The 23,998-nt window shown below is 72.4% G+C and carries 23 protein-coding genes and 1 tRNA gene; 14 read left to right on the top strand and 10 right to left on the bottom strand.

Annotation, left to right across the window (positions count from 1 at the left end; all coding sequences use genetic code 11):
* Positions 1-776: 776 nt before the first annotated feature.
* The gene (locus tag IEY93_RS20735; protein ID WP_189164760.1) at positions 777-1,601 is read right to left on the bottom strand and encodes a hypothetical protein; all 825 of its coding nucleotides are present in this window, start codon (positions 1,599-1,601) and stop codon (positions 777-779) included.
* Between the two features lie 158 nt (positions 1,602-1,759).
* Positions 1,760-2,014 (bottom strand): hypothetical protein, encoded by a 255-nt coding sequence (locus IEY93_RS20740; RefSeq protein WP_189164761.1) that lies wholly within the window; start codon positions 2,012-2,014, stop codon positions 1,760-1,762.
* On the opposite strand from IEY93_RS20740, the gene IEY93_RS20745 reads away from it, so the two are divergent.
* Positions 1,973-2,506: an NsdA family TPR-like regulatory protein gene (locus IEY93_RS20745; RefSeq protein WP_504739356.1), complete on the top strand. Its 534-nt coding sequence runs from the start codon at positions 1,973-1,975 to the stop codon at positions 2,504-2,506. The two genes, IEY93_RS20740 and IEY93_RS20745, sit on opposite strands and share 42 nt — an antisense overlap.
* A 369-nt stretch (positions 2,507-2,875) precedes the next feature.
* Here the strand turns inward: IEY93_RS20745 and IEY93_RS20750 are convergent.
* A tRNA-Pro gene (locus IEY93_RS20750) sits at positions 2,876-2,949 on the bottom strand.
* 195 nt (positions 2,950-3,144) lie between these two features.
* Between IEY93_RS20750 and IEY93_RS20755 the strand changes: the two genes are divergently transcribed.
* The 5 genes from IEY93_RS20755 to IEY93_RS20775 all read left to right on the top strand — a co-directional run bounded on the left by IEY93_RS20755 (position 3,145) and on the right by IEY93_RS20775 (position 6,419).
* Positions 3,145-3,594 (top strand): hypothetical protein, encoded by a 450-nt coding sequence (locus IEY93_RS20755; RefSeq protein ID WP_189164763.1) that lies wholly within the window; start codon positions 3,145-3,147, stop codon positions 3,592-3,594.
* Between the two features lie 139 nt (positions 3,595-3,733).
* Complete coding sequence (locus IEY93_RS38370; RefSeq protein WP_229691314.1) at positions 3,734-4,564, top strand: hypothetical protein; 831 nt, start codon at positions 3,734-3,736, stop codon at positions 4,562-4,564.
* Between the two features lie 3 nt (positions 4,565-4,567).
* Positions 4,568-5,746, top strand: coding sequence for a hypothetical protein (locus tag IEY93_RS20765; protein ID WP_189164764.1), 1,179 nt, complete (start codon positions 4,568-4,570; stop codon positions 5,744-5,746).
* 9 nt (positions 5,747-5,755) lie between these two features.
* On the top strand, positions 5,756-5,950 hold the full coding sequence (locus tag IEY93_RS20770; RefSeq protein ID WP_189164765.1) for a hypothetical protein: 195 nt from the start codon (positions 5,756-5,758) through the stop codon (positions 5,948-5,950).
* 73 nt (positions 5,951-6,023) lie between these two features.
* The gene (locus tag IEY93_RS20775; protein WP_229691315.1) at positions 6,024-6,419 is read left to right on the top strand and encodes a CBS domain-containing protein; all 396 of its coding nucleotides are present in this window, start codon (positions 6,024-6,026) and stop codon (positions 6,417-6,419) included.
* A 166-nt stretch (positions 6,420-6,585) separates the two neighbouring features.
* Here IEY93_RS20775 and IEY93_RS20780 read toward each other — a convergent pair whose 3' ends face one another.
* The 3 genes from IEY93_RS20780 to IEY93_RS20790 form a co-directional block, all read right to left on the bottom strand.
* Positions 6,586-7,944, bottom strand: coding sequence for an NAD(P)/FAD-dependent oxidoreductase (locus tag IEY93_RS20780; RefSeq protein WP_189164766.1), 1,359 nt, complete (start codon positions 7,942-7,944; stop codon positions 6,586-6,588).
* Positions 7,945-7,986: 42 nt separating this feature from the next.
* Positions 7,987-8,439: an ATP-binding protein gene (locus IEY93_RS20785; RefSeq protein ID WP_229691316.1), complete on the bottom strand. Its 453-nt coding sequence runs from the start codon at positions 8,437-8,439 to the stop codon at positions 7,987-7,989.
* A 155-nt stretch (positions 8,440-8,594) separates the two neighbouring features.
* Complete coding sequence (locus IEY93_RS20790; RefSeq protein WP_189164767.1) at positions 8,595-9,386, bottom strand: SigB/SigF/SigG family RNA polymerase sigma factor; 792 nt, start codon at positions 9,384-9,386, stop codon at positions 8,595-8,597.
* A 224-nt stretch (positions 9,387-9,610) separates the two neighbouring features.
* Between IEY93_RS20790 and IEY93_RS20795 the strand changes: the two genes are divergently transcribed.
* Positions 9,611-9,979 carry an STAS domain-containing protein gene (locus tag IEY93_RS20795; RefSeq protein ID WP_229691317.1) on the top strand — a complete coding sequence of 123 codons (369 nt, stop codon included), beginning with the start codon at positions 9,611-9,613 and terminating at the stop codon, positions 9,977-9,979.
* 104 nt (positions 9,980-10,083) lie between these two features.
* Here IEY93_RS20795 and IEY93_RS20800 read toward each other — a convergent pair whose 3' ends face one another.
* Positions 10,084-10,797 (bottom strand): GAF and ANTAR domain-containing protein, encoded by a 714-nt coding sequence (locus IEY93_RS20800; protein WP_229691318.1) that lies wholly within the window; start codon positions 10,795-10,797, stop codon positions 10,084-10,086.
* 263 nt (positions 10,798-11,060) lie between these two features.
* On the opposite strand from IEY93_RS20800, the gene IEY93_RS20805 reads away from it, so the two are divergent.
* Complete coding sequence (locus tag IEY93_RS20805; protein WP_189164769.1) at positions 11,061-12,959, top strand: SpoIIE family protein phosphatase; 1,899 nt, start codon at positions 11,061-11,063, stop codon at positions 12,957-12,959.
* Between the two features lie 194 nt (positions 12,960-13,153).
* Positions 13,154-14,332 (top strand): glycosyltransferase, encoded by a 1,179-nt coding sequence (locus IEY93_RS20810; RefSeq protein WP_189164770.1) that lies wholly within the window; start codon positions 13,154-13,156, stop codon positions 14,330-14,332.
* 136 nt (positions 14,333-14,468) lie between these two features.
* Here IEY93_RS20810 and IEY93_RS20815 read toward each other — a convergent pair whose 3' ends face one another.
* Both IEY93_RS20815 and IEY93_RS20820 read right to left on the bottom strand, forming a co-directional pair.
* Entirely contained in the window at positions 14,469-14,930 is a 462-nt protein-coding gene (locus IEY93_RS20815) for a hypothetical protein (protein ID WP_189164771.1), read from the bottom strand.
* A 340-nt stretch (positions 14,931-15,270) separates the two neighbouring features.
* Positions 15,271-16,194, bottom strand: a complete 924-nt coding sequence (locus tag IEY93_RS20820) for a LysR family transcriptional regulator (RefSeq protein ID WP_189164772.1) — start codon at positions 16,192-16,194, stop codon at positions 15,271-15,273.
* 259 nt (positions 16,195-16,453) lie between these two features.
* On the opposite strand from IEY93_RS20820, the gene IEY93_RS20825 reads away from it, so the two are divergent.
* From IEY93_RS20825 to IEY93_RS20840, 4 genes are read left to right on the top strand one after another with little or no spacing between them, the layout of a single operon-like run.
* Positions 16,454-17,623, top strand: coding sequence for a hypothetical protein (locus IEY93_RS20825; protein ID WP_189164773.1), 1,170 nt, complete (start codon positions 16,454-16,456; stop codon positions 17,621-17,623).
* Positions 17,617-18,084, top strand: a complete 468-nt coding sequence (locus IEY93_RS20830) for a (2Fe-2S)-binding protein (RefSeq protein ID WP_372444480.1) — start codon at positions 17,617-17,619, stop codon at positions 18,082-18,084. The genes IEY93_RS20825 and IEY93_RS20830 overlap by 7 nt, the downstream gene beginning before the upstream one ends.
* A 3-nt stretch (positions 18,085-18,087) precedes the next feature.
* Positions 18,088-19,089, top strand: coding sequence for an FAD binding domain-containing protein (locus tag IEY93_RS20835; protein WP_189164775.1), 1,002 nt, complete (start codon positions 18,088-18,090; stop codon positions 19,087-19,089).
* Positions 19,086-21,266 (top strand): xanthine dehydrogenase family protein molybdopterin-binding subunit, encoded by a 2,181-nt coding sequence (locus IEY93_RS20840; protein WP_189164776.1) that lies wholly within the window; start codon positions 19,086-19,088, stop codon positions 21,264-21,266. Before IEY93_RS20835 ends, IEY93_RS20840 begins: the two co-directional genes overlap by 4 nt.
* A 91-nt stretch (positions 21,267-21,357) precedes the next feature.
* On the opposite strand, the gene sthA is transcribed toward IEY93_RS20840, so the two are convergent.
* Entirely contained in the window at positions 21,358-22,761 is a 1,404-nt protein-coding gene (sthA, locus tag IEY93_RS20845) for a Si-specific NAD(P)(+) transhydrogenase (protein ID WP_189164777.1), read from the bottom strand.
* Between the two features lie 109 nt (positions 22,762-22,870).
* Between sthA and IEY93_RS20850 the strand changes: the two genes are divergently transcribed.
* Entirely contained in the window at positions 22,871-23,986 is a 1,116-nt protein-coding gene (locus IEY93_RS20850; RefSeq protein ID WP_189164778.1) for a glycoside hydrolase family 16 protein, read from the top strand.
* Positions 23,987-23,998 lie beyond the last annotated feature (12 nt).

Genomic DNA, 23,998 nt, shown 5'->3' on the forward strand with positions numbered 1-23,998 from the left:
TCCGCAACGGGGCTCGGCCGGCCCTTCATCACCCAACGACGCGAGGTGGACCTCCCGCACGGCGTCGAACGCGTACGCGGGCACCATCCCCGGCGCACCACGGAACCCGGACGCGGCGATCACCGGCCATGCCACTTCTAAGTCATCGTCGGCGCCGGCCGGTTCACCACGACCTCGACGCCGACGAGCCCCGTTCGCGCGGCCAAGCCCACGCCCGTGAGCTGGCGCTGTACCTGTCCTGCCTGGCTGTGGGCCCTGGCCGACGCCAACGAGCCCGAGGAAGCCGCCCAGCGGGTCTCCAAGCGACCCGTTCGAACACCCAGCGAGCCGGCATTTTCAGAGGTCCCGGAACCGGCGGCAGCTTGAGGCGACGAGGGCCGACAGCGGCCAGTTCGGCGCCGAGGGTAACCACGATCGCGTGAGGAAGTGACCGGCCGCGGCACGCTGACCGTCGGCCGACTGGACACCGAACCATGCACCGGACCGCCCTGCGAACCGGCCCCAGGGAGCGGTCCGGCGGTCACGGCACCGGCACGGTCACGGTCACTTCCTACGACCGGGACGGGGCCGACTCTGTGAACAGTCACCCCGCGTTACAAGGGCCCGTAGTTCATGTTCATGTGCGCCGACCGGCCAGTGCCGGACCCAAGGCGAGCGCCTCGGCGCGCGAGCGCGCGTGACAAGAAACCCTGTCGGACTCGATGCCCTCGACGGCACCCGCTTCGTGCCGCCCGCATGGCCGTAGCGGATGGAGCCGCCCGCGATCGGGGGTCGGATCACGAGCTGGGTGGCTGCGTGTGGCCGAGGAGTTCGGCGATGTTCTCGGCCAGCTCGTCATAGATCATGTGCGGGTCGATCTTCGCGACTTCGTTGATGTTCAGCGCCTGCATGCGGAGTGACCCCGTGAAGCTGGCAGCGTTGTCGTGCGGGACCCCCATCTTTCGCTTGAGCAGTGAGGCGTAGCGTCCGGGGATGGCAGGCAGGCGCGTGAGTAGGCGCTGTCGGGCGATCGCTTGCCGGTCGGTGTCTTGGCTGCCCACTGTTTGGGCGTAGAGGTCGCCGGCCTCCTGGATCTGGGCGATCAGGAAGTGCGTCCGCTCGCGCTCGCGCTGCTCATCGAGCTGCCGCTGTAGGCGCTCGTCGGCCGCCTGCCGTTCTTCTTGGAGCCGCCGATCTGCGTCGGCCCGATCCGCCGTGCGTTGCCGTTCGGCTTCGGCCTGGTCCTCTGCCCTCTGCTTCTGGGCTTCCTCACGGTCCGCGGCGCGCTGCTGCCCGGCGTGCGCGCGGTCTTCCGCACGCTGACGTTCAGCCTCGGCCCGATCCTGCGCCCGCTGGTCCTCGGCGTACTGCCGATCCGCCTTGCGCTGTTCCTCTCCCTCGCTTCGACCCTTCTCGCGCCGGCGGGCGTCGACCCACCATCCGATCAGCGCGATGAGCAGCGCGGCGACCACGGCGCCGACGGTGCCCCATCCCTGGAGTTGATCGGTGAGTGACGGGTCGTACGGCTGTGCGTCGATGAGGGCGGGCCCGGTCACCGTGACGACCGGCTCCGTCGGGATGAGGTGCAGTGATGAGCTGGGGGTGGGAGTCGGCGCGTTCATGCCGAGATTCTGCCGCTATCGGAGACCCCGAGCTTGGCCTTCGTGTATGCCGGGCAGGCGGCCCACGTGTTCGAGAGGTGCCGCCAGGGACCGCCCTCCCCTTCGGTCCCTGGCGTACATTGCCCTGGCCGGACCGCTACGGCCGCAGGTACGTCAGGTCACCAACGAGAGGCCTGGTGCACGGCGGTGTGTGAGACGATCGGCTGGCGCGGGCGCGCGTTCTCCTCGGGAACCTCGTACGCGATCACGGTGCCCGTCCCGGTGAGCAGCAGGTTCGAGACGTGGGTGTGGATCGGGTACTCGTCGTCCGGGGCCACGGTGTCACCGGGGCCGCCTACCAGGTGTCCAACGTCGGCGATCCAGCCGAAGGCGTGGCGCTCGCTCAGGCGGCCCTGGAAGCGGCCGGCCCGCACACCCCGGCACGAGCCCGTGCCCTGGCTTGGGATCGGCTGGCGTGGGCGCACGTGCGATCTGGGGATGCCCGAGCGGCGACGTCGGCGCTCGGCGAGGCCGGCACCGCCCTGGCCCAGCACGGCGGCGAGGACGAACCCGGCTACGTGTACTGGGTGGACGAGAGAGAGCTTCAAGTGATGGAAGCTCGCGCCTACACCGAACTACGGCGCCCACTCCGAGCGGTGCCACTGCTGACGGACGTGCTGAGCCGCTACGACGCGACCCATGCCCGCGAGCTGGCGCTGTACCTGTCCTGGCTGGCCGTGGCCCTAGCCGACGCCAACGAGCCCGAGGAAGCCGCCAAGGCGGCCGGGCGGATGTTCGACCTCTCCAGTGACGTGGCGAGCGAACGCACCGCCCATCGTGGCCGAGTCGTCCTCAAGCGGTTGGTACCGTACCGAGACCTTCCGCAGGTGCGGGAACTTCTGACGCGCCTTCGCCGGCCACAGTGACGCCGGTCACCCTGATGACGCGTGAATCACGACGCCTCGACGCCCTCGGCCTACGGGGCGTTCGCAAGCGTTGGCGGCTCCGCTATGACCACCGCCCCGGCTTACCTATTGGCTGGGGGTGCGACGAGAGCGGGCGTGTGACGCGTTCGACTTTACGTTGTAGATCACGGGTATCTGCCTGTTATACCGACCCGTTCGAAATTCAGGTAACCCGTACTTCTGGAGGTCTTGGAACCGGCGGCAGCCTGAGGCGATGAGGGCCGATAGGTGTCGGCGATCGCCGGCGGGGCCAAGCGGTACATGAGCCGCGAGGAACGGAAAAGCCGTGATCACTCTCTCGTGATCACGGCTCCGACCAGTACCTACCGGTCGGGACGACAGGATTTGAACCTGCGACCCCTTGACCCCCAGTCAAGTGCGCTACCAAGCTGCGCTACGTCCCGTTGCTCGCCGGGGCGAGCAAGAACAACCTTAGCGCAGATCTGTGGGTCCTGCGTACGGGCAGGGGGCCGCCGGGGGCACTCCTTCCATGCCGGATGCGCGTCATAGCTGGGGATGTCACATGTGAGACGGGATGATCGTCGTCCGGCACGTGTGACCCGTGCACCTGTGGAGCGAGCCGAAGACGGGATGGGCAGATGGGGCGGAAGGCGCACATCGATCGGGAAGAGCTGGGGAGGCTGGTCGCCTCCGGGTGGTCCAATGCGCGGCTGGCGGCGCATTTCGGGGTGACGGAGTCCGGGATCCTGCAGGCCAAGCGGTCGGTCGGGCTGGCGAGGCCCATGCTCGACCACAGCAGGGCGATCCCGTGGAAGCTCAACCGCGTGCACAACCAGACCGGGCCGGCGACGAACCTGCGGAACCTCTCGACGGTCGCCCAGGGCGGCGAGATGGCGCAGACGAAGATCAACACGGCGCTGCGCTGGGCGCGCAGGCTGGTCGACAACGGCCTGGACGTCTCCTACCGGCCCGAGCTCGGGTTCTACGAGACGCCGGTGACCGGGAACTCGCACGTGGAGTCGGTGCTGGGTGACGCGCTGGAGGCCCTTGAGCGGAGGGAGAAGGAGCAGGCGTCCGGAGACGGCTGAGCGGCGCTTCCCGGAGCGGCCGGGAACCCTCCGCAGGTGGCGTGCGAGCCGGCGAGGAACGCAGGGGGTTCGTGTCGTTTTGGCGGCGCCTTCTCGGGCAGTCGGGGGGTTACCAAGACAGACCTGACCGGAGGCAGACATGACCATCACCTGGGTGGCCGTCGTTGTAGCCGCGGTGGTGGCGATCCTGGCCGTCGGCTACCTCGTGGCGCGACAGCAGCGCAGGCACCGACTCCAAGAACGCTTCGGCCCCGAGTACGAGCGCGCCGTGCGCGAAGGGGAGAGCCGCCGTGCGGCGGAGCAGGAACTCATCGAGAGGGAGCAGCGGCACGCCGAGCTGGACATCCGGCCGCTGACCCCGGAGAGCCGGTCCACGTACGGCAAGAAGTGGGCCGAGGTCCAGGAGCGGTTCGTGGACGCTCCCGGCTTCGCGGTCACCGAGGCCGACCACCTGGTCACCGCGGTGATGGCGGAGCGCGGCTACCCGACCGACGGTTTCGAGCAGCAGCTCTCGGACCTGTCGGTGGCCCACGGCGGGACGCTGGACCACTACCGCAAGGCCCACGAGATCAGCAGCCGCGCCGCCCGGCGGGAGGCCTCGACCGAGGAGCTCCGGCAGGCGATGGTGCACTACCGCGCCCTGTTCCAGGAACTGCTGGAGGACACTCCGTCCACCGGCCACGATCACCGCGGGGCGGCCGCGGATCTTCGCGGCCGGGATGACGAGCGGCACCAGGCCGTGCACCGGAACGACGAGCGGGACCTCGCGGGCGAGAACGACGCTAACGACGACGCGCGGCACGGCATGCGCGCCGTGCGCGACCAGGAGCGTGAACTGCGCCTGCGCCGGGAGCAGGACCGGCGGCAGTACGGCGGTCAGGTGGCCGGCGATCACGGCAACGGCACCGCCGAGACCGGGGCCCAGGTGGCGGGTGGCCGCACCTCGTACCGGAACACGCAGGGAGGCTGACCAGTGACCGAACCCTATCGACGTGACCACGAGGCCGGCTCGGCCGCACGGGAGCAGGAGAACAGGAACACCTCCGGCGCCGACGGGTGGCGGGAGCGGGACGACTCGCCGACGATGGCGGTGCGCGATGAGGATCTGCTGGTCGCACGGCACGGCGCCGGCTCGGCGCCGAGCCGGCGGGCCGGCGAGGACGGGGTGCTGGGCCGGCTGGATCAGCGCCACCCCATCGACCGCGGGTCCGGCGACCTGGACCAGGAGGACACCATGACCAACCCCTTCAAGAAGAAGGACGTCACGCCCGGCGACGCGCACGTAGACCCCGCGACCGGCACGTCCCAGACGGACGGCGCGCGCGACGCGTCCGGGACGGACACCGCCCGCCACGCCTCCGGGCTGGAAACGCCGCGTGCGGCGGCCGAGGTGGACGGCGACCACGAGGACGGCGACGGGAGTTCTCCGGACCCCGCGCATGAGTCGCGCCGGCCGGGCGCTCACCTGTCCGGGGAGTCCTCCGGCGGGCGGGGCCTGGCGGACGCCGCCGAACACGATCTGATGGTGTATCCGGACGACGCCGACCAGCCGACCCGGGACCAGAGCCTGACGGCCGTGCCGGACGTGGCGCCCGAGCCGGTGGCCGCCCGGAACGAGACCGGCGCGCACACGCACGCAGGCGGCAGGACCGACGCCGGGGTCACCGGCGTGGGCACCGCCGACGCTGACACCACCCAGCCGGGCACGGTCGGCGCGGGGCCCTCTGGTACGGATTCCGCCGGCGCCGGCACCGCCGGTACGAGCGGCACGCGCACGGGCGGCATCGGTACGGGCGCCGCCGGCGCGGGGGTGCGGAGCTCGGCGGTGGGGAGCGGTGCGGACGGCCGCGGCGGCGGGGCCGTGAACGGCTTCGGCGACGGGGAGTTCGAGCAGCGGTGGCGGGAGGTCCAGTCGAGCTTCGTCGACGACCCCCGGGACGCCGTGGAGCGGGCCGACCGGCTGGTGGACGAGGCGGTGGCGGCGATCACCGCGCGCAGGCAGGGCCTGGCGGACCGCTGGAAGAACGGCGATCAGGACGACACCGAGCGGCTGCGGCTGGCGCTGCGGGACTACCGCTCGCTCCTGCAGGAACTGGTTGGACTTTCCCATTCGGGCGCCGGGCGTGACAGCGGCCGGCTCGAGGCTAAGTGAGGTAATCCGATGCTTGCCATCGTCGCGGCGATCGTCTTCGGGATCGCGTTCCTGTTCAGCCTGCTCGGTACGAGCATCGGCATCTCGACCACGGCCCTGATCGCGCTGGGCCTGTGCCTGCTGGCCCTGCACCAGGGCGGCATCGGCACCGCGAGTGCCGGCGGCGGCGCTCCGTGGCGCGGCTACCGGCGCACCCGCCGCTGAGCGGACCACGTCGACGAGATCGGGTGTGAACGGAGATGGGGTGCCGATGATGGGCCAGAAGGTGCGGGACGTGATGACGTACCGCCCGGTCTGCCTGCCGGCGGACGCCCCGGTGGCCAAGGCGGCGCGGGTGATGCGCGACCAGGCGATCGGGGACGTGCTGGTGACCAAGGACGAGGTGCTGTGCGGGCTGGTCACCGACCGGGACATCGTCGTGCGCGCCGTCGCCGAGGCCCGGGACCCCTACTCGACGCCTCTGGGCGCGCTGTGCACCTCCGACCTGGTCACCGCCCGGCCCGATCAGGACGTCGAGGAGGTCATGCGCCTGATGCGGGAGCGGGCCGTGCGCCGGGTGCCGGTGGTGGTGGACGGCCGTCCGGTCGGGATCGTGTCGCTCGGGGACATGGCGCTGGACCGGTATCCGTCGTCGCCGCTGTCGGAGATCAGCGGCGCTCCCCCTAACGGCTGAGGACCCCGTCGCGTGCTCCTCCGGGCCTCGGGGCACGCGACGAAGGGCGAAGGGCGCCGGCCGTCAGGTCGGCGCCCTTCCGCGTGTGTCGCCGTGCCCGGCCGCCTGGTGGGGTCTCCGGGCCGTACCGGACCCCCGTGGCCCCCGGTGACACCGCAGGGGGCGGTCAGCGGGCGGGGGTTCCGGAGGCGGCCGGTGAGCGCTCGGGGAGGGCCTGGCGGGCGGTGCGGGTGGCCAGTTCGAACTCCTGGCGCGGGTCCTGCATCGCGCCCAGGGAGACGATCTCGCGGGCGAACAGCAGGCCGAGCGTCCAGTCCATCAGGATGCGCGCCTTCTTGTTGAGCGTCGGGATCTTCGTCAGGTGGTAGGTCCGGTGCAGGAACCAGGCGGGGAACCCGCGCACCCGCACCCCGTAGACGTTGGCCACCCCGCGGTACATGCCGAGGGAGGCGACCGATCCGGCGCTGCGGTGCCGGTACGGGCGGCGCGGCTCGCCGCGCAGGACGGCGACGAGGTTGTCGGCGAGCCGGACGGCCTGGCGGGTGGCGTGCTGGGCGTTGGGCGGGGTGGTCCGTCCCGGCCGGGTCAGGTCGGGGACGGCGGCGCAGTCGCCGGCCGCGAAGGCGAACCGGGTGCCCTCGACGAGCAGACCGGCGTCGACCTTGACCCGGCCGCGCCCGTCCAGCGGCAGGTCGGAGGCCGAGGTGAGCGGGTTGGGCCGCACGCCGGCCGTCCAGACCAGGGTCTCGGCGTCGAACTCCTCGCCGTCGCTGAGCATGATGTGGTGGCCGACCGCGGACTCCAGCCGGGTCCGGGTGCGCACCTCGATGCCGCGCCAGCGCAGCACCCGGGCGGTCCACTCCCCCATCTCGGGGCCGACCTCGGGCAGGATCCGGTCGGTGGCCTCGACCAGGATCCACCGCATGTCGGACGGCCGGACCCGCCGGAAGTAGCGGCACGCGCCCGCGGCCATGTCCTCCAGCTCGGCCAGGGCCTCCACGCCGGCGTAGCCGCCGCCGACGAACACGAACGTCAGGGCGCGTCTGCGCAGCGTCTCGTCGGTCGAGGAGTCGGCCAGGTCGAGCTGGGAGAGCACGTGGTTGCGCAGGTGGATGGCCTCTTCCAGGGTCTTGAAGCCGATGCCGCACTCGGCGAGCCCCGGGATGGGCAGCGTGCGGGAGACCGAGCCGGGGGCGAAGACGAGGTAGTCGTAGTCCAGCGTCCGTTCCGGCCCTTCGCGGGGCTTGAGGACGGCGGTGCGCGAGGCCAGGTCGATGCGGGTGATCCGGCCGCTGATGACGTCGCACCGGGGCAGCACCCTGCGCAGGAAGACCACGACGTGCCGGGGTTCGACGTTGCCGGCCGCGGCCTCGGCCAGGAACGGCTGGTAGGTCATGTAGGAGTCGAGGTCTGCCACGGTGACGCGGGCCTCGCCGCGGCGCAGTCTGCGCTGCAGGCGGCGGGCGGCGAGCATGCCGACCGCGCCGCCCCCGACGACCAGCACGTGCGGGATTCGCTGGGTCATGTCCGGGGACGTACCCGCCTCCCTGGCCGCCCATATAGCCATTTACGGCAGTTTGAAGCGCATTATCAGCTCTGTGCCGTTTGCCCCGGTTCGCAGGATGAGCTCCTTGGTGAGCCGCCGCGCGACCCACAGCCCCATCCCGCTGGTGGAGTAGTCGTGCGGAGCGACCATGCCCGGCGGCTCCTCGGGCACCCAGTGCCCCTCGTCGTACACCCCGATGAACAGATCACCCTCGTCACACCACACGCGCAGCCGCGCCTTGGCCGCGCCGTGCGTGACGGCGTTGGTCGCCACCTCGTTGACGGCGACCAGGAAGTCGCCGACCGCGTCCTCGGCCATACCCGCCCGCCGGGCCTGGAGGGCGGCGAAGTCCCGGACATCCGGGAGGTCCCCGACGCTGAACGTCACTTCCCTGACCGTCACGCCGGACGGGAGCGGCAGAATGCCGCCCCCGTCCACGAGGAAGCGGGGAGGAGGGACTTCGTCCTCGTTCACCCGACAACCGCCTCCAAGAGCGATCAGCTGTGGAAAGGGCCCCCTGTCCGGGGCGTCACAGGGACGAAGATACCCCCGAATACCGCTTCGCAAGGGAAGGGACCCTTCCACGTGACTTCCGTTCGCCGTCCAGTGCCCCGCGGACGGCGGCTTAATCAACCCGCCGCGACGAGCTGCGAGCGGAGCTGGCCCAGGACCTTACGGAGGATGCGGGACACGTGCATCTGGGAGATGCCGAACTCCGCCGCGATCTCGGCCTGGGTCATGTTGCCGTAGTAGCGCAGCAGGAGGATGTTGCGCTCACGGTCGGGGAGCTGGTCGATCAGCGGCTTGATCGCCTCCCGGTCGACGAGCGTGCCGAGCTCGTCGTCCTCGTCGGGGATCAGGTCGCCGAGCGCGGCGGCGTCGTCGTCGGCGCCCATCGGCGCGTCCAGCGACAGCGTGCTGTAGGCCGCGGCGGCGTCCATGGTGAGGAGCATGTCCTCCTCGGAGATGCCCATCCGCTGGGCCAGCTCGGCGACGGTGGGGAACCGGCCGAGCTCCTGGGTGAAGTCGGCGACGAGGCGGTTCAGCTCGGAGCGCCGCTCCTGGTAGAGACGGGGGACGCGCACCGCCCAGGTGCGGTCGCGGAAGTGGCGCTTCACTTCGCCGGTCATGGTCACCATGGCATAGCCTCTGAAGCTATGTCCGAGTTCGGCGTCGAAACCGTTGATCGCCTTCATCAGGCCGACGTAGGCCGCCTGGAGCAGGTCCTCCATGGGCTCGCCCCGGTGGAGGTAGCGGCGGGAGATCTCCCTGGCCATCGGGAGGTGCATCTCGACGATCATCTCGCGCAGCCGCGCGCGGCGGTCCTCGGAGGTGCCGGCCTCGTGCAGCTCGCGCAGCAGGTCTTCGGCGGTGACGTCGGACTCGGTGGACTGGGAGAAAGTGTGGTTCTCGGCAGCCATTGCTGCTCCCTCGTATGCCTTGCAAGCGAGGCGGAACCGACCCAGCCCATGCAGAGTCGACGTCGCCTCGCGTACTACTGTCGAGACGAGGCCCTCTGCTGGACCTCGGCTCCAGTATTCCCCAAAAATCAAGAGTATTGCTACCCCCCGGGCAACAGTAATGTTGCGATTGACCCCCGACGGGGTTGGCGCCATGCGCCAGGGAAGCGGCTTGGAGGCGCGTGGTGACCGTTCCAGACAGGGCGAATTCCGCTCTGACCCTCTCGTCCGAGATCGCGGACGGGGTGCCCGTGGTGCGGGTGAACGGCATCCTCGACGCGACGACGCGCGACCGGTTCACCGGCCATCTCGCGCGGGTGGCCGACGACCACGGTCCCGACCTCGTGCTCGACCTGGCCGGCGTGACGTTCATGGACTCCCGTGCCCTCGGGCTGATCGTGCACCACTGGCAGCGCACGATGGCCGAGAGCGGGCACTTCGCCCTGGTCGGCGTGCAGTACTCCAACTCCAAGGTCATGTGGGTGACCGGGCTGGCGCAGCGGCTGCCGCTGTACGACACGCTGGAGGAGGCGCTGGCCGCGTTCAAGGAGTGACGCGGCGCTGAGCACGCCCGTCCCGCTCCACCGCGCCGTCGCCTGCCGGGAGCGGGCATGGCGCGCTCGATCGCGCCGGAGCGGGACGAGTGGCGTGGCCCCGCTCAGGACGGGAGGGCGCCGCCGTGCTTGCTCTGGTGCTCGCTGACCAGCAACCGGGCCAGGTCGGCCACCTTGACCTGGTGGTGCTGCGACAGCCGGCGCAACTCGTCGAACGCCGCCTCGGCCGAGCACCCGCTCGCGTGCATGATGATGCCCTTGGCCTGGTCGATCACCGCACGCCCCGCCAGGGCCTCCTGGAGCTGGGCCGCGCCGGTGAGCACCTCGTCGTAGTCGGACACGTTGGCCAGCGCCACGGTGAGCTGCTCGGTGAGCAGGGCGGCCAGCGGTTCGGCGGAAGCGCCGGCGAACGCCCCCGGCCGCACGGCGTACAGGCCGAGCACCAGCGTGGCGCCGTCGATGGCGATCGGCAGCACCAGCGTCGAGCGCACGCCGTACCGCACGGCCCCCGCGCCATATCGCGGCCAGCGGGTGTCCTGCAGCACGTCGGGCACCAGGACGTTCCTGCCGGTGGCCACCGCCTCGAACGTCGGCCCCTCCCCCAGTGCCCGCTCCCGGTCGACCAGGGCGATCAGGTCGCTGTGCGAGGCCGAGAGCATCAGCCGTTCCTCACGCCGCAACTCCACCGTGCCGCCGGCGCAGCCGGGCACCCCGGCGGCGACGGCGCCGGTCACGCCGCGCAGCACGCTCTCCATCGAGGTGCCCTCGTTGACGCGTCCCAGAGCGGCGAGGTCCCGGGCGAGAGCGGGACTGAACATGCGCATCGTCTCCATGGAATCCAGCGCTCCCCTGATATGGTTCCTGTGTTCGAAAGCGGGAGGGATCGTCCGTCGCCCACCTCGGCGGAGCCGAGCGAGAAGCCGCTCCCTTCAGGAAGCGGAGGAGTCACACATGGCTTCCGCTTCCCCTGTCCGTCAGGTTAAATCCCGGCGGACGGTGCTCATCGATGGCGGGCGCCTTCTTGACGTACGGTCTAGCGAGGAGGGCGGCACGTGCCCCCTCGCCCGACGAAGGACGCCAATTGACCGACTCCACTGACCTTCCCGCGCTGGAGCAGGCGCTCAGCGGCCTGACCGCCCGCATCTCCTCGCTGCGTGACGCGCGTTCGGCCTACCCCGGCGACCCCGGCCCGACGCTGGACGCCGCGCTGGTGGAGCTGGACACCGCCCGTGACCTGCTGCGGGCCTCGATCGGCGAGCTGGGCAAGTCCCGCCGCAGGTCGGGCGGGCGGGAGGGCGGCTCCAACCGCGAGCTGAAGCTGCTGCGGACGGTCTACCGCTCGCTCCCCGTCCCGGTGATCATCCTGGACACGGCGGGCACGGTGCGGCGGGTGAACGCCGAGGCCTCGCGGCTGCTGGGCAGCCCGGACGGCTACCTGACCGGCCGGGCCTTCCCGCTGCTGGTGGACGTCTCCCGCCGGGCCGCCTTCCGCTCCCACCTGACCTCCGTGCTGCACACCGGCGAGACCGCGGCCTTCCCGACCCGGCTCGCCCACCAGGGACGCGCGCACAACGTGCGGCTGGTGCTGACCCAGCTGCGCATGCCCGGCGAGCCGCAGGAGATGATCGCCGCGGTGGCGCTGCCGGTCGAGGTGCGCATGCCCGAGCCCGAGCAGGCCGTACGGGAGACCGAGCAGGGGCCCGACGAGTCGCTGGTCATGGCCGCCGCCCGCCGCCAGGAGCTCATGTCCCGACTGACCCGCCTGCTGCTGGACGAAGAGAGCCTGAGCGAGCCGGTCGCGATCATCCGGGCCGGACGGCTGCTCGCCTCGCACACCGCCGACTGGGTGTTCGCCGACGTCGTGCGGGGCGGCACGGTGCGGCGCGCGCTCGCCATCGGGCCGGGCGACCAGCCCGTCGCGCGGCTGGTGCAGACGCTCGAACGCATGGACCCCTCGGCGGCGCCGCTGGTGCGGCACGTGCTGGAGGGCGGCGCCGGCGTGGTCCAGGAGATGGTCGAGGACGACGGCCTGCTCGGCGTGCTGCCCGACGGCTCGCCCGTCCTGCACGCCACCCGGGCCGGATCGGTGCTGAGCGTGCCCATCCACGCCGGCGACGAGGTCCAGGGCGTCATCACGCTACTGCGCCTGCGCGAGCGGCCCCCGTTCGGCCTGGCCGACCTCGCGCTGATGGAGGACGCCGGCGCGCACATCGGGCTGGCCCTGCGCGCGCAGCGGCTCTTCCAGGACCGCGCGCAGGCCGCCGACACGCTGCAGACCGGGGTGCTGCCGCGCACCCTGCCGGACGTCCCGGGGTACGACGTCGCCGCCGCCTATCACACCGGTTCGGCGCCCAAGGCCATCGGCGGGGAGTTCTACGACGTCTTCCCGGTCAAGGACGGCTGGGGCTTCGCCGTGGGCGGGGTGGTCGGCCAGGGCGAGGAGGCCGCCTCGGTCACCGCGCTGGTCCGCGGCGGGCTGCGCACGCTCAGCGTGTGGGAGGACGATCCCGGCGCGGTCGTCTCCCGGCTGAACGACGCCCTGGTGGCGCAGGACACCGGCATGTTCGTCATGGTCGCCGCCGGGTTCGTCACCCCGGGACGGCGCGGCGGGCGGGTCAGGCTGGCCTCGGCGGGCAACCACCCGCCGGCCGTGCTGAAGAACGACGGCGACGTGCGGTACACCTCGGGGGGAGGCGTGCCGCTCGGCATCGAGACCGGTGCCGCCATCCCGGTCGAGGAGGTCGCGCTGGCCGTCGGCGAGACCATGGTGCTGTACTCCGACGGGCTGGCGGGCTCGCGCGGCCGGTCGGGGCAGGAGGAGCTGGCGTACGGCGAGAGCCGGCTGACCGAGGTGCTGGCCCGCTGCACAGGGCAGCCGGCCACCGCGGTGGTCAAGGCCGTCGAGGAGGACCACCAGGCGTTCTCCGGCGGGCAGGTGCTGGACGAGATGACGATGCTGGCGCTGCGCCGGGCCCGCTGACCGCTCTCACCTGCGCGAACGTGTCCCGGCCCCCTCGGGGCCGGCACGTCTTCGAAGATTTTCGGCCCCAGGTGGTTTACGGTCGTCCAGACACCGGTAAACTTCTCTGCATATCGCGTGCCTAAGACGCAGGCACAACTCAGTACATCATCGGGTCCCCTTGAGCGTGACCCGGCTTCCCTGAGGTGTGCCCTGTGAACATCGCCATCGTCTCTGTTGCCGCGCTTCCCGCCGACATCCCGGCCATCGCCCGTGAACTGACCGGTTCCCACCGCGTCACCATTTACACCCGCCGCAGCGCCGCCGACCGCAAGCCGCGGGTCAAGGTGGCCACCGGCGTGACGATCGAGTACCTCGACGCCGGACCGGTCGAGCCGCTGCCGGAGCACGCGCTCATGCCGCACATCTCGGCGTTCAGCGCCCGGCTGCGCGAGCGGTGGGGCAAGGAGCGGCCCGACGTGATCCACGCCCACTCCTGGACGGGCGGCCTGGCGGCCATCGCCGCAGCGGAGGGGCTGGACGTCCCCGTCGTGCAGACCTTCCACCAGCTCGGCTCGGCCCGCATCCGGCAGGGCGCCGGGCGGGAGCAGGCGGCGCGGGTGCGCCTGGAGCGGGCGATCGGCCGGCGCGCCGACGCGGTCATCGCCACCTGCGCCGGCGAGGGCGAGGAACTGATCAGGCTGGGCGTCCCCCGCAAGAGCATCGCGGTCGTCCCGCACGGCGTGGACACCGACCGGTTCCGCCGTCAGGGCCCGTCCATGGCCCGGAGCGAGCGCCCCCGCCTCGTCCACGTCGGGCACATCACCCAGGGCGGCGGCGCGCACACCGCGATCCGCGCCCTGGACGGCATCCCCGGCGCCGAGCTGCTGATCGCGGGCGGGCCGGTGGCGGGCGCGCCGGACACCGAGCGCGACCTGGAGGAGCTGCGCCTGCTGGCCAAGGAGGTCGGCGTGGAGGACCGCGTCACGCTCCTCGGGCACGTGCCGCACACCTCGATCCCCAAGCTCATGCGCAGTGCCGATGTCGTGCTCTCGCTGCCGATCGCCGTCCCGAACGGCAAGGTGGCCCTGGAGGCCATGGCCTGCGGCGTCCCCGTGGTGGCCTCGGCGACCGGTGCGCACATGGACTCGGTGGTGGACGGCGTCACCGGCCTGCTGGTGCGCCCGGGCGACCCCGCCGCGATCGCCCGCCGCACCCGCCTGCTGCTTGGTGACCTGACCCGCCGCACCGCGCTCGGCTTCGCCGGGGCCGACCGGGCCGAGTCGCGGTACTCGATGGAGCGCATCAGCCGCGAGCTGGTGCGGGTCTACGACACGGTGACCGGCCGGGCCGAGCCGGCCGAGATCGAGGCCGAGGACGTCGAAGCCGCCTGACCCGCGCTCCTCGCACTCTTTCGCGAGCCCGCGCCGCCACCCGGCGGCGCGGGCTCGTTCGCGTTCACCGTACCGGTGGCCTGAGTCCCGGCACGGCCCGGGCGCCGACCCGCCGGGCCGGAACGCCGCAGGACGGTCAGCTGTACGACACCAGCTGCGCGGTGCAGTTGGTCAGCCACGGGCCGGGGTACACCGGAGCGGTGGAGCAGCTCCAGGTGGCGGTCACGGTGGTGGCGCCCGCGGGAATGGAGAGCGTCCCGTACGACCCGGTGTAGTCGCCGTACTGGTGTCCCTCACTGCACCGCGCGATGCCCGACACCGAGGTGGTGCCGGCGGGCAGGGTGCGGGTGAACTGCCACGCGTGCGTGGCCGGGATCGCGGTCATCTCGGCGTAGGACAGCGGGCCGTAGACCGAAGGGCTGAGCGGGTACCAGTCTCGGGTGTCCCCCGAGTAGTTGACGTTGAGGCAGTCCACCGTCGCGTTCAGCACGATGGCGTCGGCGGCGGCGGGCTGTGCGGCCACCGCGCTCCACGCGCCGATCGCGACCAGCGCCGAGCCGAGCGCCAGCATCCGCCGCACCGGGTTCCGAGCAACCATGGGCGTCCCTTCCCTTGCCACCGACAACGACCTCAGCGAATTCAGCACCGCGCTGGAGAGCACCGTCAACACCCGGGGATTTGGACCTGGCTGGAACGGGCGGGCCGGTCGGGACGTATCGACGGCTCCCCGCGCCGCCCGGCGGCCTGGGCACCGGGACGCGCGTGCGCCGCGGAAGCGGCTGTCCGGCGGCGACGCGCGGTCGGTTCCGGGGGCCGGGCCGGAACGAGCACACCGGAAACGGCGCGCGGGCGGCGCACGCGGCCGCTGAAAGATTCACCCTCGAACGGGTGCGCGCGCGGCGGCACCCGGCGACCCGGAGGCCGCCCGGTGCCCCTTCCTAATCCTCCAGGGCCGACGCGTTCACCGCCGCCGTGGCGCCGCCGGGGAGATCGGGAACGTGTCGTGCCGCGATGGCCGCGAAACGGTCGATCAGCGCCGAGCCGCGGATGGCCGACCAGGCGAGGCAGACAGGGTGGGGTGGGATGTCGGTGACCGGTACCGCCACCGTGTCCGGGCGGGCGTAGTGCGTGGCGGCGGAGGCCGGCAGGAAGGTGATCGCCCGCCCCGCGGCGACGTGCTCGAGTTTCTCGTCCATGCTCCGGATCACCGGCCCCGCGATCGGGTGCCGCCCGTCGGGCCGGGGGTCGGTGTTGCAGAAGGCGTCCCAGGCGGGGATCGCGTCCCTGTGCATGACGACCGGGTCGCCGGCGAGGTCCATGATGCGCAGGCTCGGCGCACCCGCGAGGCGGTGACCGGCGGGCAGCACCGCGAAGCGCGGCTCGGCGTACAGCGGCCGCAGGCGCAGGCCGCGCTCGACGAGCGGCGGCCGGACGTAGGCGAGGTCGACGCTGCCGTCCAGGATCAACTCCGCCTGGTCGTACCAGTCGAGGCGGCGCAACTCGACGGTGACGCCGGGATGGGCGGCCTGGAACGCGCAGATCACCGGGTTGATCGGGATGCCGGCCATGAACCCGAGTGTCAGCACCGGCGTGCCCTGGCCGGCGGCGCGGACCCGCTCCCGTGCGGCGGCCGACGCGGCCAGCAGGGTGCGGGTCTCCTCCAGGAGCTGCCGCCCGGCGGCGGTGAGGGTCACCTGCCGGCTGCTCCGCTCCAGCAGCGGCGTCCCGATCTCCCGTTCGAGCCGGCTGATCTGGCGGCTGAGCACCGGCTGGGAGACGTGGAGCCGCTCGGCGGCGCGGCCGAAGTGCAACTGCTCGGCGACCTCGGCGAAGTACCGCAGCTTTCGCAGGTCAAGGTCCATGCCCTGAGGGTATCGGTCCGTGCGCAAAGGGTCTTGGACAGCCCGGAGCCGCCGTGACCATACTGTTCGGTGTCCGCGTGGCCCGGCTCATCTGGCGCGATCTCGCCGGCCGGCCTGCCGCCCCACTCCCCTTGGCACCCGCCCCATTGCACGGGTGCAGGAGAACGGCGGACCGCCGACCTGCTCTGTCCCATCCCGAAGGAGAGTCAGCCCTGATGTCGCCGCGTCCCGGAGAACGGCAGTGCAAGCCGCGGCGACGATGAGCGAGGGTGGTTCCCGGCCGGACGCCGCCGTCCAGGCCGCTCCCGGCCCGCCACGGGACCCGTCGCACGCCGGCCGGCCGTTCCGCACGACGCCCCGGCCCTCCGGCTCGGCGGATGACCGGCCGGCCCGCCGGCGCGGGCCGGGCCTGGCGGGCGGTCTGATGGTCGTCCTCCCCCTCGCCGTGCTGCTGGCGTTCGGCGTGGGCGGGGCCGAGGGGTCGGTGCTCGTGCTGGGCCCGTTGACCACTTTCGCGCTGCCGGTCGCCGCGGTGATCGCCTTCTGGTGGGAGAACTGGCCGGGTACCCGGCTGCGCGCTCCCTGGTCGGGCTGGGCGGACACCGCCCTGATCGCGGCCGGTGGGGTGGCCCTGACCCTGGCGGGGCAGGCGGCGACGGCCCGGCCGGATCCGGCCGGTGTCTTCGATCCGGGGGCCGGCGCCGCGCACGCGGCGACGTTCCCGGCGACGATGCCCCTGGCCGGCGCGGCCTTCACCGCGATGCTGCACCTGACCCTCGCCTGCGAGCGGTGGCCGCTGAGCCGCCTGGACCGGCGGCTCGCGGGGTTGATCGCGCTCGTCGCCACCTGGACGGCGGCCCTGGCGGTGGTCTCGGCGATGGTCGAGGTCAGCGTGCCGGTCGCCGGCGCTCGGGCGCATGCCGGTCTGATCGGCGGCGCGGAGTTCGGGGCGCTCACGGTGGTCGCCGGCACCTGGGAGACGCTGTTGTTCGTGGTGCTGCGCGGCCGGCCGCTCAACCTGATCGGCTCCCGGGCGTGGCGGCTGACGGCGAACAACGCGGCCGTGCTCGCCGGCACGGCGCTGACCTACCTGCTGCTGTCGGCCGGTCTCGGCCTGGCGGCGAACACCATCAGCGCGGTGTGCGGCTGCGTGATCGCCGGCGGCCTGCTGGCCGGGATGCTGTTCGAGGCCCGGCCGGGCCGGGCGGGGCAGGCGGGGGTCCTCGCCCTGGTGGCGGCGGTCTCGACGGCGCTGTTCGTCCTGCTCACCGGCCTCGCCGGCACGCAGCCCTGGGAGCGTGCCACGGCGGCCGACTGGGTCGCCTATGTGGCCCTGAACGCCATCGGCCTCTCCGTGATCCTGCACGTGGGGATCGGGCGGCGGTGGCCGTTCCACGACACTTCGGCACTGGGGAAAGGAACATCGTGACGGCATTCGAGGTCAACGGCCGCAAGGTCGACCTGGAAGTGGACCCGCGGGAATCGTTGCTCGCGGTCCTGCAGGACCGGCTGCACCTGTACGGCACCAAGAAGGGCTGCGACCACGGGCAGTGCGGTGCCTGCACGGTCCACCTCGACGGGCGCCGGGTCGTGTCGTGCCTGACTCTGGCGTCGCAGGTCGAGGGGCGTGAGGTGCGCACCATCGAGGGCGTGGCCGGCGAGGACGGCACGTTGCACCCGCTGCAGCGGGCGTTCATCGACAACGACGCGATGCAGTGCGGTTACTGCACGCCGGGGCAGATCATGTCCGGCCTCGCGTGCATCGCGGAGGGCCACACCGGTGACGACGACGAGATCCGGGAGTACATGAGCGGCAACCTGTGCCGGTGCGGCGCATATGTGGGGATCGTGGCCGCGATCCGCCAGGTCGCCGGGCCCGCGGAGGCGTGACACATGCGTTCCTTCACCTACACCGCACCCACCTCGGTGGCGGACGCCGTCGCGGCGATCGCCTCCGCCGGGCCGCAGGCGCGGTTCTTCGCCGGCGGCACGACGCTGTTCGACCTCATGAAGCTGGGCGTCGAGCGGCCATCGGCGCTGGTGGACGTCAGCCGCCTCGGCGAGCTCGAGGTCATCGACACCTCTGGGGACGACCATCTGGTCTTCGGGGCGAGCGCGCGGATGGCCGACGTCGCCGCCGATCCGGTCGTGCTCCGCGACTATCCCGTCCTGGCGGAGTCGCTGTGGCGCGCGGCGTCGCAGCAACTGCGCAACATGGCGACGGTGGCGGGCAACCTCCTGCAACGGACGCGCTGTCCCTACTTCCGGGACGAGCTCTACCCGTGCAACAAGCGCAGGCCGGGCAGCGGCTGCGCGGCCCGCGACGGCATCGACCGCGGCAGCGCCGTGCTCGGCACGGGCGACGCCTGCTCCGCGGCCTTCGCCGGCGACTGGCCGGTCGCCCTGCTCGCCCTCGACGCGGTCGTCGATGTCGTCGGCCCCCGCGGCGAGCGGACCGTGACACTCGCCGATCTGCACGTGGAGCCGGGGGACACTCCGGACCGCGAGCACAGCCTCGCCCCGGACGAGCTCATCGTGCGGATCCGGGTGCCGGTCACCCCGGCCGGCCGCGGCTCGACGTACCTGAAGATCCGCGACCGCGAGTCGTACGCCTTCGCGCTCGCCTCCGCCGCCGTCGCCGTCACGCTCACCGGCGGGGGCGTCGTCGAGGAGTGCCGCATCGCCCTGGGCGGCGTCGCCACCCGGCCGTGGCGCGCGTACGCCGCCGAGCGGGCCGTGACCGGCCGGCCGCTGTCGGCCGAGACGGCGCGCGCGGCGGGCGAGGCCGCGCTCGCCGGGGCACGCCCGGGAAACCTCAACGCCTTCAAGATCGAGCTGGGTGAGCGCACCGTCGCCGAGGCGCTGCGCATCGCCGTGGAAAGGGCGGGCCGATGAGCACCGCGCCAGCACGGGTCGACGCCCGCGCCAAGGTCACCGGCGCACTGCGCTACGGCGCGGACCGCGCGCCCGAGAGCGTCGCGTACGCCGCGTTCGCCGTCGCCACCATCGCCAGGGGCCGGATCACCGGCGTGGACACCGAGGCCGCGCTGAATCTCCCCGGCGTACGGCTCGTCATCACCCGGTTCGACCCGGACGAGCTGACCTCCCCGGGCTTCATCATGACCGGCGGTTACGGGTTCCAGAGCCTCCAGCCGCTGCTGGACGACCGGATCGCCTACCGCGGGCAGCCGATCGCGCTGGTCGTGGCCGACACGCCGCTCGCGGCCACCGAGGCGGCCGAACTGATCACGGCCGCCTACGAGCCGGAGCCGGCCGCGTTCACGCTCGACGCGCCCGGCGCCGAGACACTGGTCCAGGCGCAGGCCATCCCGATCCCGATGTTCGCCGACACGGCCGTCGGTGACGCCGACGCCGCCTTCGCGGCCGCGCCGGTCCAGGTCGATGTGGAGGTGTCCGGGCCGAACCAGCACCAGGTGCCGATGGAGCTGATCGGCGGCGTCGTGGAATGGCACGGCGACACCCTGGTGGTGCACGAGGGCACGCAGAACTCCGGCGCCGTCCAGAACGGCCTCGCCCGGCAGCTCGGCATCAGCCCCGATCGCGTTCAGGTGATCTCACCGTCCGTCGGCGGCGGCTTCGGCCAGAAGAACTCGCTCCAGCCGCACATCGGGCCCCTGGCGATCGCGGCACGCCGGCTCGGCCGGCCGGTCAAGCTGGTGCTGACCCGCCCGCAGACGTTCCACCAGGCCAGCTTCCGCCCGGCGAGCCGCCAGCGCGTCCGGCTCGGCGCCGACTCCTCGGGCCGCCTGGTCGCGGCGATCCACGAGATCGACCAGCAGACCTCGCGGCACGACCTGTTCCCGGCCATGTACACCGAGGTGTCCTCCCGGTTCTACGGCATCGGCGCCTTCCGGGGCCTGCAGCGGCTGGTCCGGACCGACGTGCAGACCCCCGGGTACATGCGGGCGCCGTTCGAGCACATCGCCGCCTACGCCATGGAGTCGGCGGTCGACGAGATCGCCTACGCGACCGGCCGGGACCCTGTCGAGCTCCGCCTGGCCAACGACACCGCCGTGGACCCGGTCTCCGGCCTGCCGTTCTCCTCTCGCCACGTGGCCGAATGCCTGCGGCGCGGCGCCGAGCGGTTCGGCTGGGCGGAGCGCAGTCCGCGGCCGCGGTCGATGCGGGGCCCCGACGGCACACTGATCGGCTGGGGGGTGGCGATCGGCGCCTACCCGGGCAGCGCCGCCGCGGCCATCGCGCGGATGTCCGCCCATGACACCGGGACGGTCGAGGTCGCGGTGGCCGGCCATGAGATGGGCCAGGGCATCCGTACGGCGATCGCCCGGCTCGTGGCCGACGACCTCGGCATCGAGATCGCGGCGGTGAAGGTCGGCGTCGGCGACACCCGTAGCGCCCCGCAGCACCTCACCGCGGGCTCCTGGGGCACCGCGACCGCCCTGCCGGCCGTACACGCGGCGCTGCGCGACCGGCTCGGCGTGCCACGGACCGGGCCGGTGGACATGCGTGCCGCCGTCGCCGCGACCGGCGGCTCCCGGATCGAGATCGAGGCGACCAGCGTGGCCCGCGGCCAGCCCGCCGATGTGGTGGTGGACCGGCTGCGCAAGGGACTTCTCGCCATCGCCGGCCCGGAGTACCCGGAGTTCGTCACCTTCAGCCACATCGCGCACTTCGTCGAGGTACGGATCGAGGCGGCGACCGGCCGCGTGCGCGTCCCGCGCGTCGTCAGCGTCGCCGACTGCGGACGGGTCGCCAGCCCGGTGACCGCCGCGAGCCAGGTGCGCGGCGGCGTGATCTGGGGCATCGGCGCGACCTTGCGCGAGCAGAGCCTGGTCGATCCGCGGTACGGCGGGTTCCTCAACCCGACCATGGAGGAGTACCCGATCCCCGTCAGCGCCGACGTCCACCGGATCGACGTCGACTTCATCGACGAGCCCGACCTGCTCCTCAACCCGGTCGGGGTCAAGGGACTCGGGGAGGTGTGCATGGTGGGGGTCTCCGCCGCCATCGGCAACGCGCTGTTCCACGCCACCGGTGCGCGCTTCCGCAGGCTGCCCGTCCGCATCGAGGACGTCCTCCCGCATCTGTGATCCCTGGCGACGCCCCGAGCGGGGACCGGCCGCCCGGCGAGTGTGTCGCCGGGCGGCCGTCACGGGCCCGTCCCATCCCCGCCGGCCGGGTTCAGTCGGCGTAGCGGGCCATCCGCCGGATCTTGTTCATCGCGTCGAGCGCCGCGACCTTGTAGGACTCGGCGAGCGTCGGATAGTTGAACACCGCGTCGACCAGGTAGTCCACCGTGCCGCCGCAGCCCATGACGGCCTGCCCGATGTGCAGCAGTTCGGTGGCCCCGGTGCCGAAGACGTGCACGCCGAGCAGCGCGTGGTCCTCCGGTGACACCAGCAGTTTGAGCATGCCGTAGGTGTCGCCGATGATCTGCCCCCGGGCCAGCTCCCGGTAGCGGGACACGCCGACCTCGAACGGGATCAGGGCCTTGGTCAGCTCGTCCTCGGTCCTGCCGATGAAGCTGATCTCCGGGATCGTGTAGATGCCGATGGGCTGCAGGTCTGGCAGGCCGTTCAGCGGCTCGCCGCAGGCCCGGTGGGCCGCGATGCGGCCCTGCTCCATCGAGGTGGCGGCCAGTGACGGGAAGCCGATGACGTCGCCCACCGCGAAGATGTGCGGCACCATCGTCCGGTAGTCGGCGTCGACGGCGATGCGCCCGCGGTCGTCGGCCCGCAGCCCGGCCGCCTCCAGGTTCAGCGCCTCGGTCATGCCCTGCCGGCCGGCCGAGTACATGACGGTGTCTGCCGGGATCTTCTTGCCGCTCTCCAGCACGGTGACGCAGCCGCGCGCCCGCCGCTCGACGGCGGCCACGGTCTCGCCGAACCGGAAGGTGACCGCCAGGTCGCGCAGGTGGTACTTCAGCGCCTCGACCACCTCCAGGTCGCAGAAGTCGAGCATGCGGTCGCGCCGCTCGACCACCGTGACCTTGGTCCCGAGGGCGGCGAACATGGAGGCGTACTCGATGCCGATCACGCCGGCGCCGACCACGACCATGGAGTCGGGCACCCGGTCCAGCTTGATCATGCCGTCGGAGTCGATGACCGTGCGGTCGTCGAACTCCACGCTGCCGGGCCGGGCGGGCCGGGTCCCGGTGGCGATGATGACGTTGTCGGCGGTGACCTTGGTGCCCCTGCCGTTCTCGTCGGTCACCTCGACGGTGTGCGGGTCCAGGAAGCGGCCCGATCCGACGAGCATGGTCACATGGTTGCGGGAGAGCTGGCTTCTGACCACGTCGATCTCGCGGCCGACCACGTGCGCGGTGCGCATGGTCAGGTCGGAGACGGTGACGTCCTCCTTCAGCCGGTAGCTCTGGCCGTACATCTCTCGTTGGTTGAGGCCGGTCAGGTAGAGAACGGCTTCGCGCATGGTCTTGGAGGGGATGGTGCCGGTGTTGATGCACACCCCGCCGATCATGTTGCGCCGCTCGACGATCGCGACGCGGCGCTCCAGCTTGGCGGCCGCGATGGCGGCCTTCTGGCCACCGGGTCCGGAACCCAGGACGAGTACCTCGTAATCGGACACAGCTTTCAGTGTGCGGCTAACCACTTGATTGGTGAAGCAGTGCGGAGATCCGCGACACCGTATCGTCATAACCCTGTGATCAGCGGAGCATGCTTGCTTTCATGGGCGCATGTCGATGCGTAGCGCGTACATGATCGTGGCGGCGACGACGTTGACCCTCTGTCCCGGTCCCGGCAGGCCGGACGCCGGCCATTCCGGGGGTGCGGGGCGGCCGCCCGCCGTCCGGGAGGCCGCCTCCCCCACCGCCGCGGCCACGTCCCGGCCGCCGCACGCCGCACCGGTGGCCAGCCGCCCGCCCGGTGGCGCGCCGGTGGCCGGCCGGACTCCGGGCGGCGCGCCGGGCGCCGCGGCCTCCGTGCGCCCGGGCGGCCCGCCGGGGTACCCGCCTCCCCCGGTGTACGACCACCGGTACGGGTCCGGGCAAGGTGCTCCGTCCCGGCCGCCGGGCGCGCCGGGGACCCCGTGGCCGCCGGCCGGGCCGGACACCCCGCCGCCGCCCCCCGTACCGTTCCCGCCCTCCTCCGCGCCCCGGGCCGGCACGCCCCCGGCCGCCACGCCGACCGCGAACGGGCGCGTGTCCTCGGCGCCGGACGCCCGGTGGGGCACGCCGGTGCTGGTGGAGAACTTCGACGGCGCCCAGATCGACCGGAGCAGGTGGGAGGTGTACCACTCCCCCGACGCCAAGGTGAACCCGCGCACCGCGCAGGCGACGAGCGTCGGCGGCGGCGTGCTGAAGATGACCGGCGGCTTCTACGGCGGCAAGGACCTGTCCGGCGGCGTCGCGAGCCACCTGTCGCAGACCTACGGCCGCTGGGAGGTGCGCATGCGCGGCGAGGCGGGCGCAGGGTACTCCCTGGTCGCGCTGCTGTGGTCCAGTTCGGGGGACTACAGCGAGATCGACTTCACCGAGTCGATCGATCCGACCCGGCAGACGGCCGGCATCTACGTCCATCGCGGCGAGGCTCCTCAGGCGCAGAGTCTGATGCGCGCCGACTTCACCAAATGGCACACCGTGGCGGTCGACCACCTGCCCGGCCGGCTCACGTTCTGGCTGGACGGCAGGCGGGTCTGGGACTACACCGGGCCGCTCGTCCCCTCGGGCCCGGTGCACCTGACGCTGCAGAACGACGTGGTGTGCAACCAGTGGTCGCCGTGCCGCGACTCCTCGACCCCGCGCACGGTGTCGATGTTCGTCGACTGGGTCAAGATCTACCGGGCCCCGTGACCGGCCGGCCTC

This window comes from Sphaerisporangium melleum, from assembly GCF_014646695.1.
In the GTDB taxonomy this organism is placed as follows: domain Bacteria; phylum Actinomycetota; class Actinomycetes; order Streptosporangiales; family Streptosporangiaceae; genus Sphaerisporangium; species Sphaerisporangium melleum.

Coding starts and splice junctions, on each gene's coding strand:
- IEY93_RS20735 (WP_189164760.1), bottom strand. CDS start 1,601: ATGAACGCGCCGACTCCCACCCCCAGCTCATCACTGCACCTCATCCCG.
- IEY93_RS20755 (WP_189164763.1), top strand. CDS start 3,145: ATGGGGCGGAAGGCGCACATCGATCGGGAAGAGCTGGGGAGGCTGGTC.
- IEY93_RS38370 (WP_229691314.1), top strand. CDS start 3,734: ATGACCATCACCTGGGTGGCCGTCGTTGTAGCCGCGGTGGTGGCGATC.
- IEY93_RS20770 (WP_189164765.1), top strand. CDS start 5,756: ATGCTTGCCATCGTCGCGGCGATCGTCTTCGGGATCGCGTTCCTGTTC.
- IEY93_RS20775 (WP_229691315.1), top strand. CDS start 6,024: ATGACGTACCGCCCGGTCTGCCTGCCGGCGGACGCCCCGGTGGCCAAG.
- IEY93_RS20780 (WP_189164766.1), bottom strand. CDS start 7,944: ATGACCCAGCGAATCCCGCACGTGCTGGTCGTCGGGGGCGGCGCGGTC.
- IEY93_RS20790 (WP_189164767.1), bottom strand. CDS start 9,386: ATGGCTGCCGAGAACCACACTTTCTCCCAGTCCACCGAGTCCGACGTC.
- IEY93_RS20800 (WP_229691318.1), bottom strand. CDS start 10,797: ATGTTCAGTCCCGCTCTCGCCCGGGACCTCGCCGCTCTGGGACGCGTC.
- IEY93_RS20815 (WP_189164771.1), bottom strand. CDS start 14,930: ATGGTTGCTCGGAACCCGGTGCGGCGGATGCTGGCGCTCGGCTCGGCG.
- IEY93_RS20820 (WP_189164772.1), bottom strand. CDS start 16,194: ATGGACCTTGACCTGCGAAAGCTGCGGTACTTCGCCGAGGTCGCCGAG.
- IEY93_RS20825 (WP_189164773.1), top strand. CDS start 16,454: ATGAGCGAGGGTGGTTCCCGGCCGGACGCCGCCGTCCAGGCCGCTCCC.
- IEY93_RS20835 (WP_189164775.1), top strand. CDS start 18,088: ATGCGTTCCTTCACCTACACCGCACCCACCTCGGTGGCGGACGCCGTC.
- IEY93_RS20840 (WP_189164776.1), top strand. CDS start 19,086: ATGAGCACCGCGCCAGCACGGGTCGACGCCCGCGCCAAGGTCACCGGC.
- IEY93_RS20850 (WP_189164778.1), top strand. CDS start 22,871: ATGTCGATGCGTAGCGCGTACATGATCGTGGCGGCGACGACGTTGACC.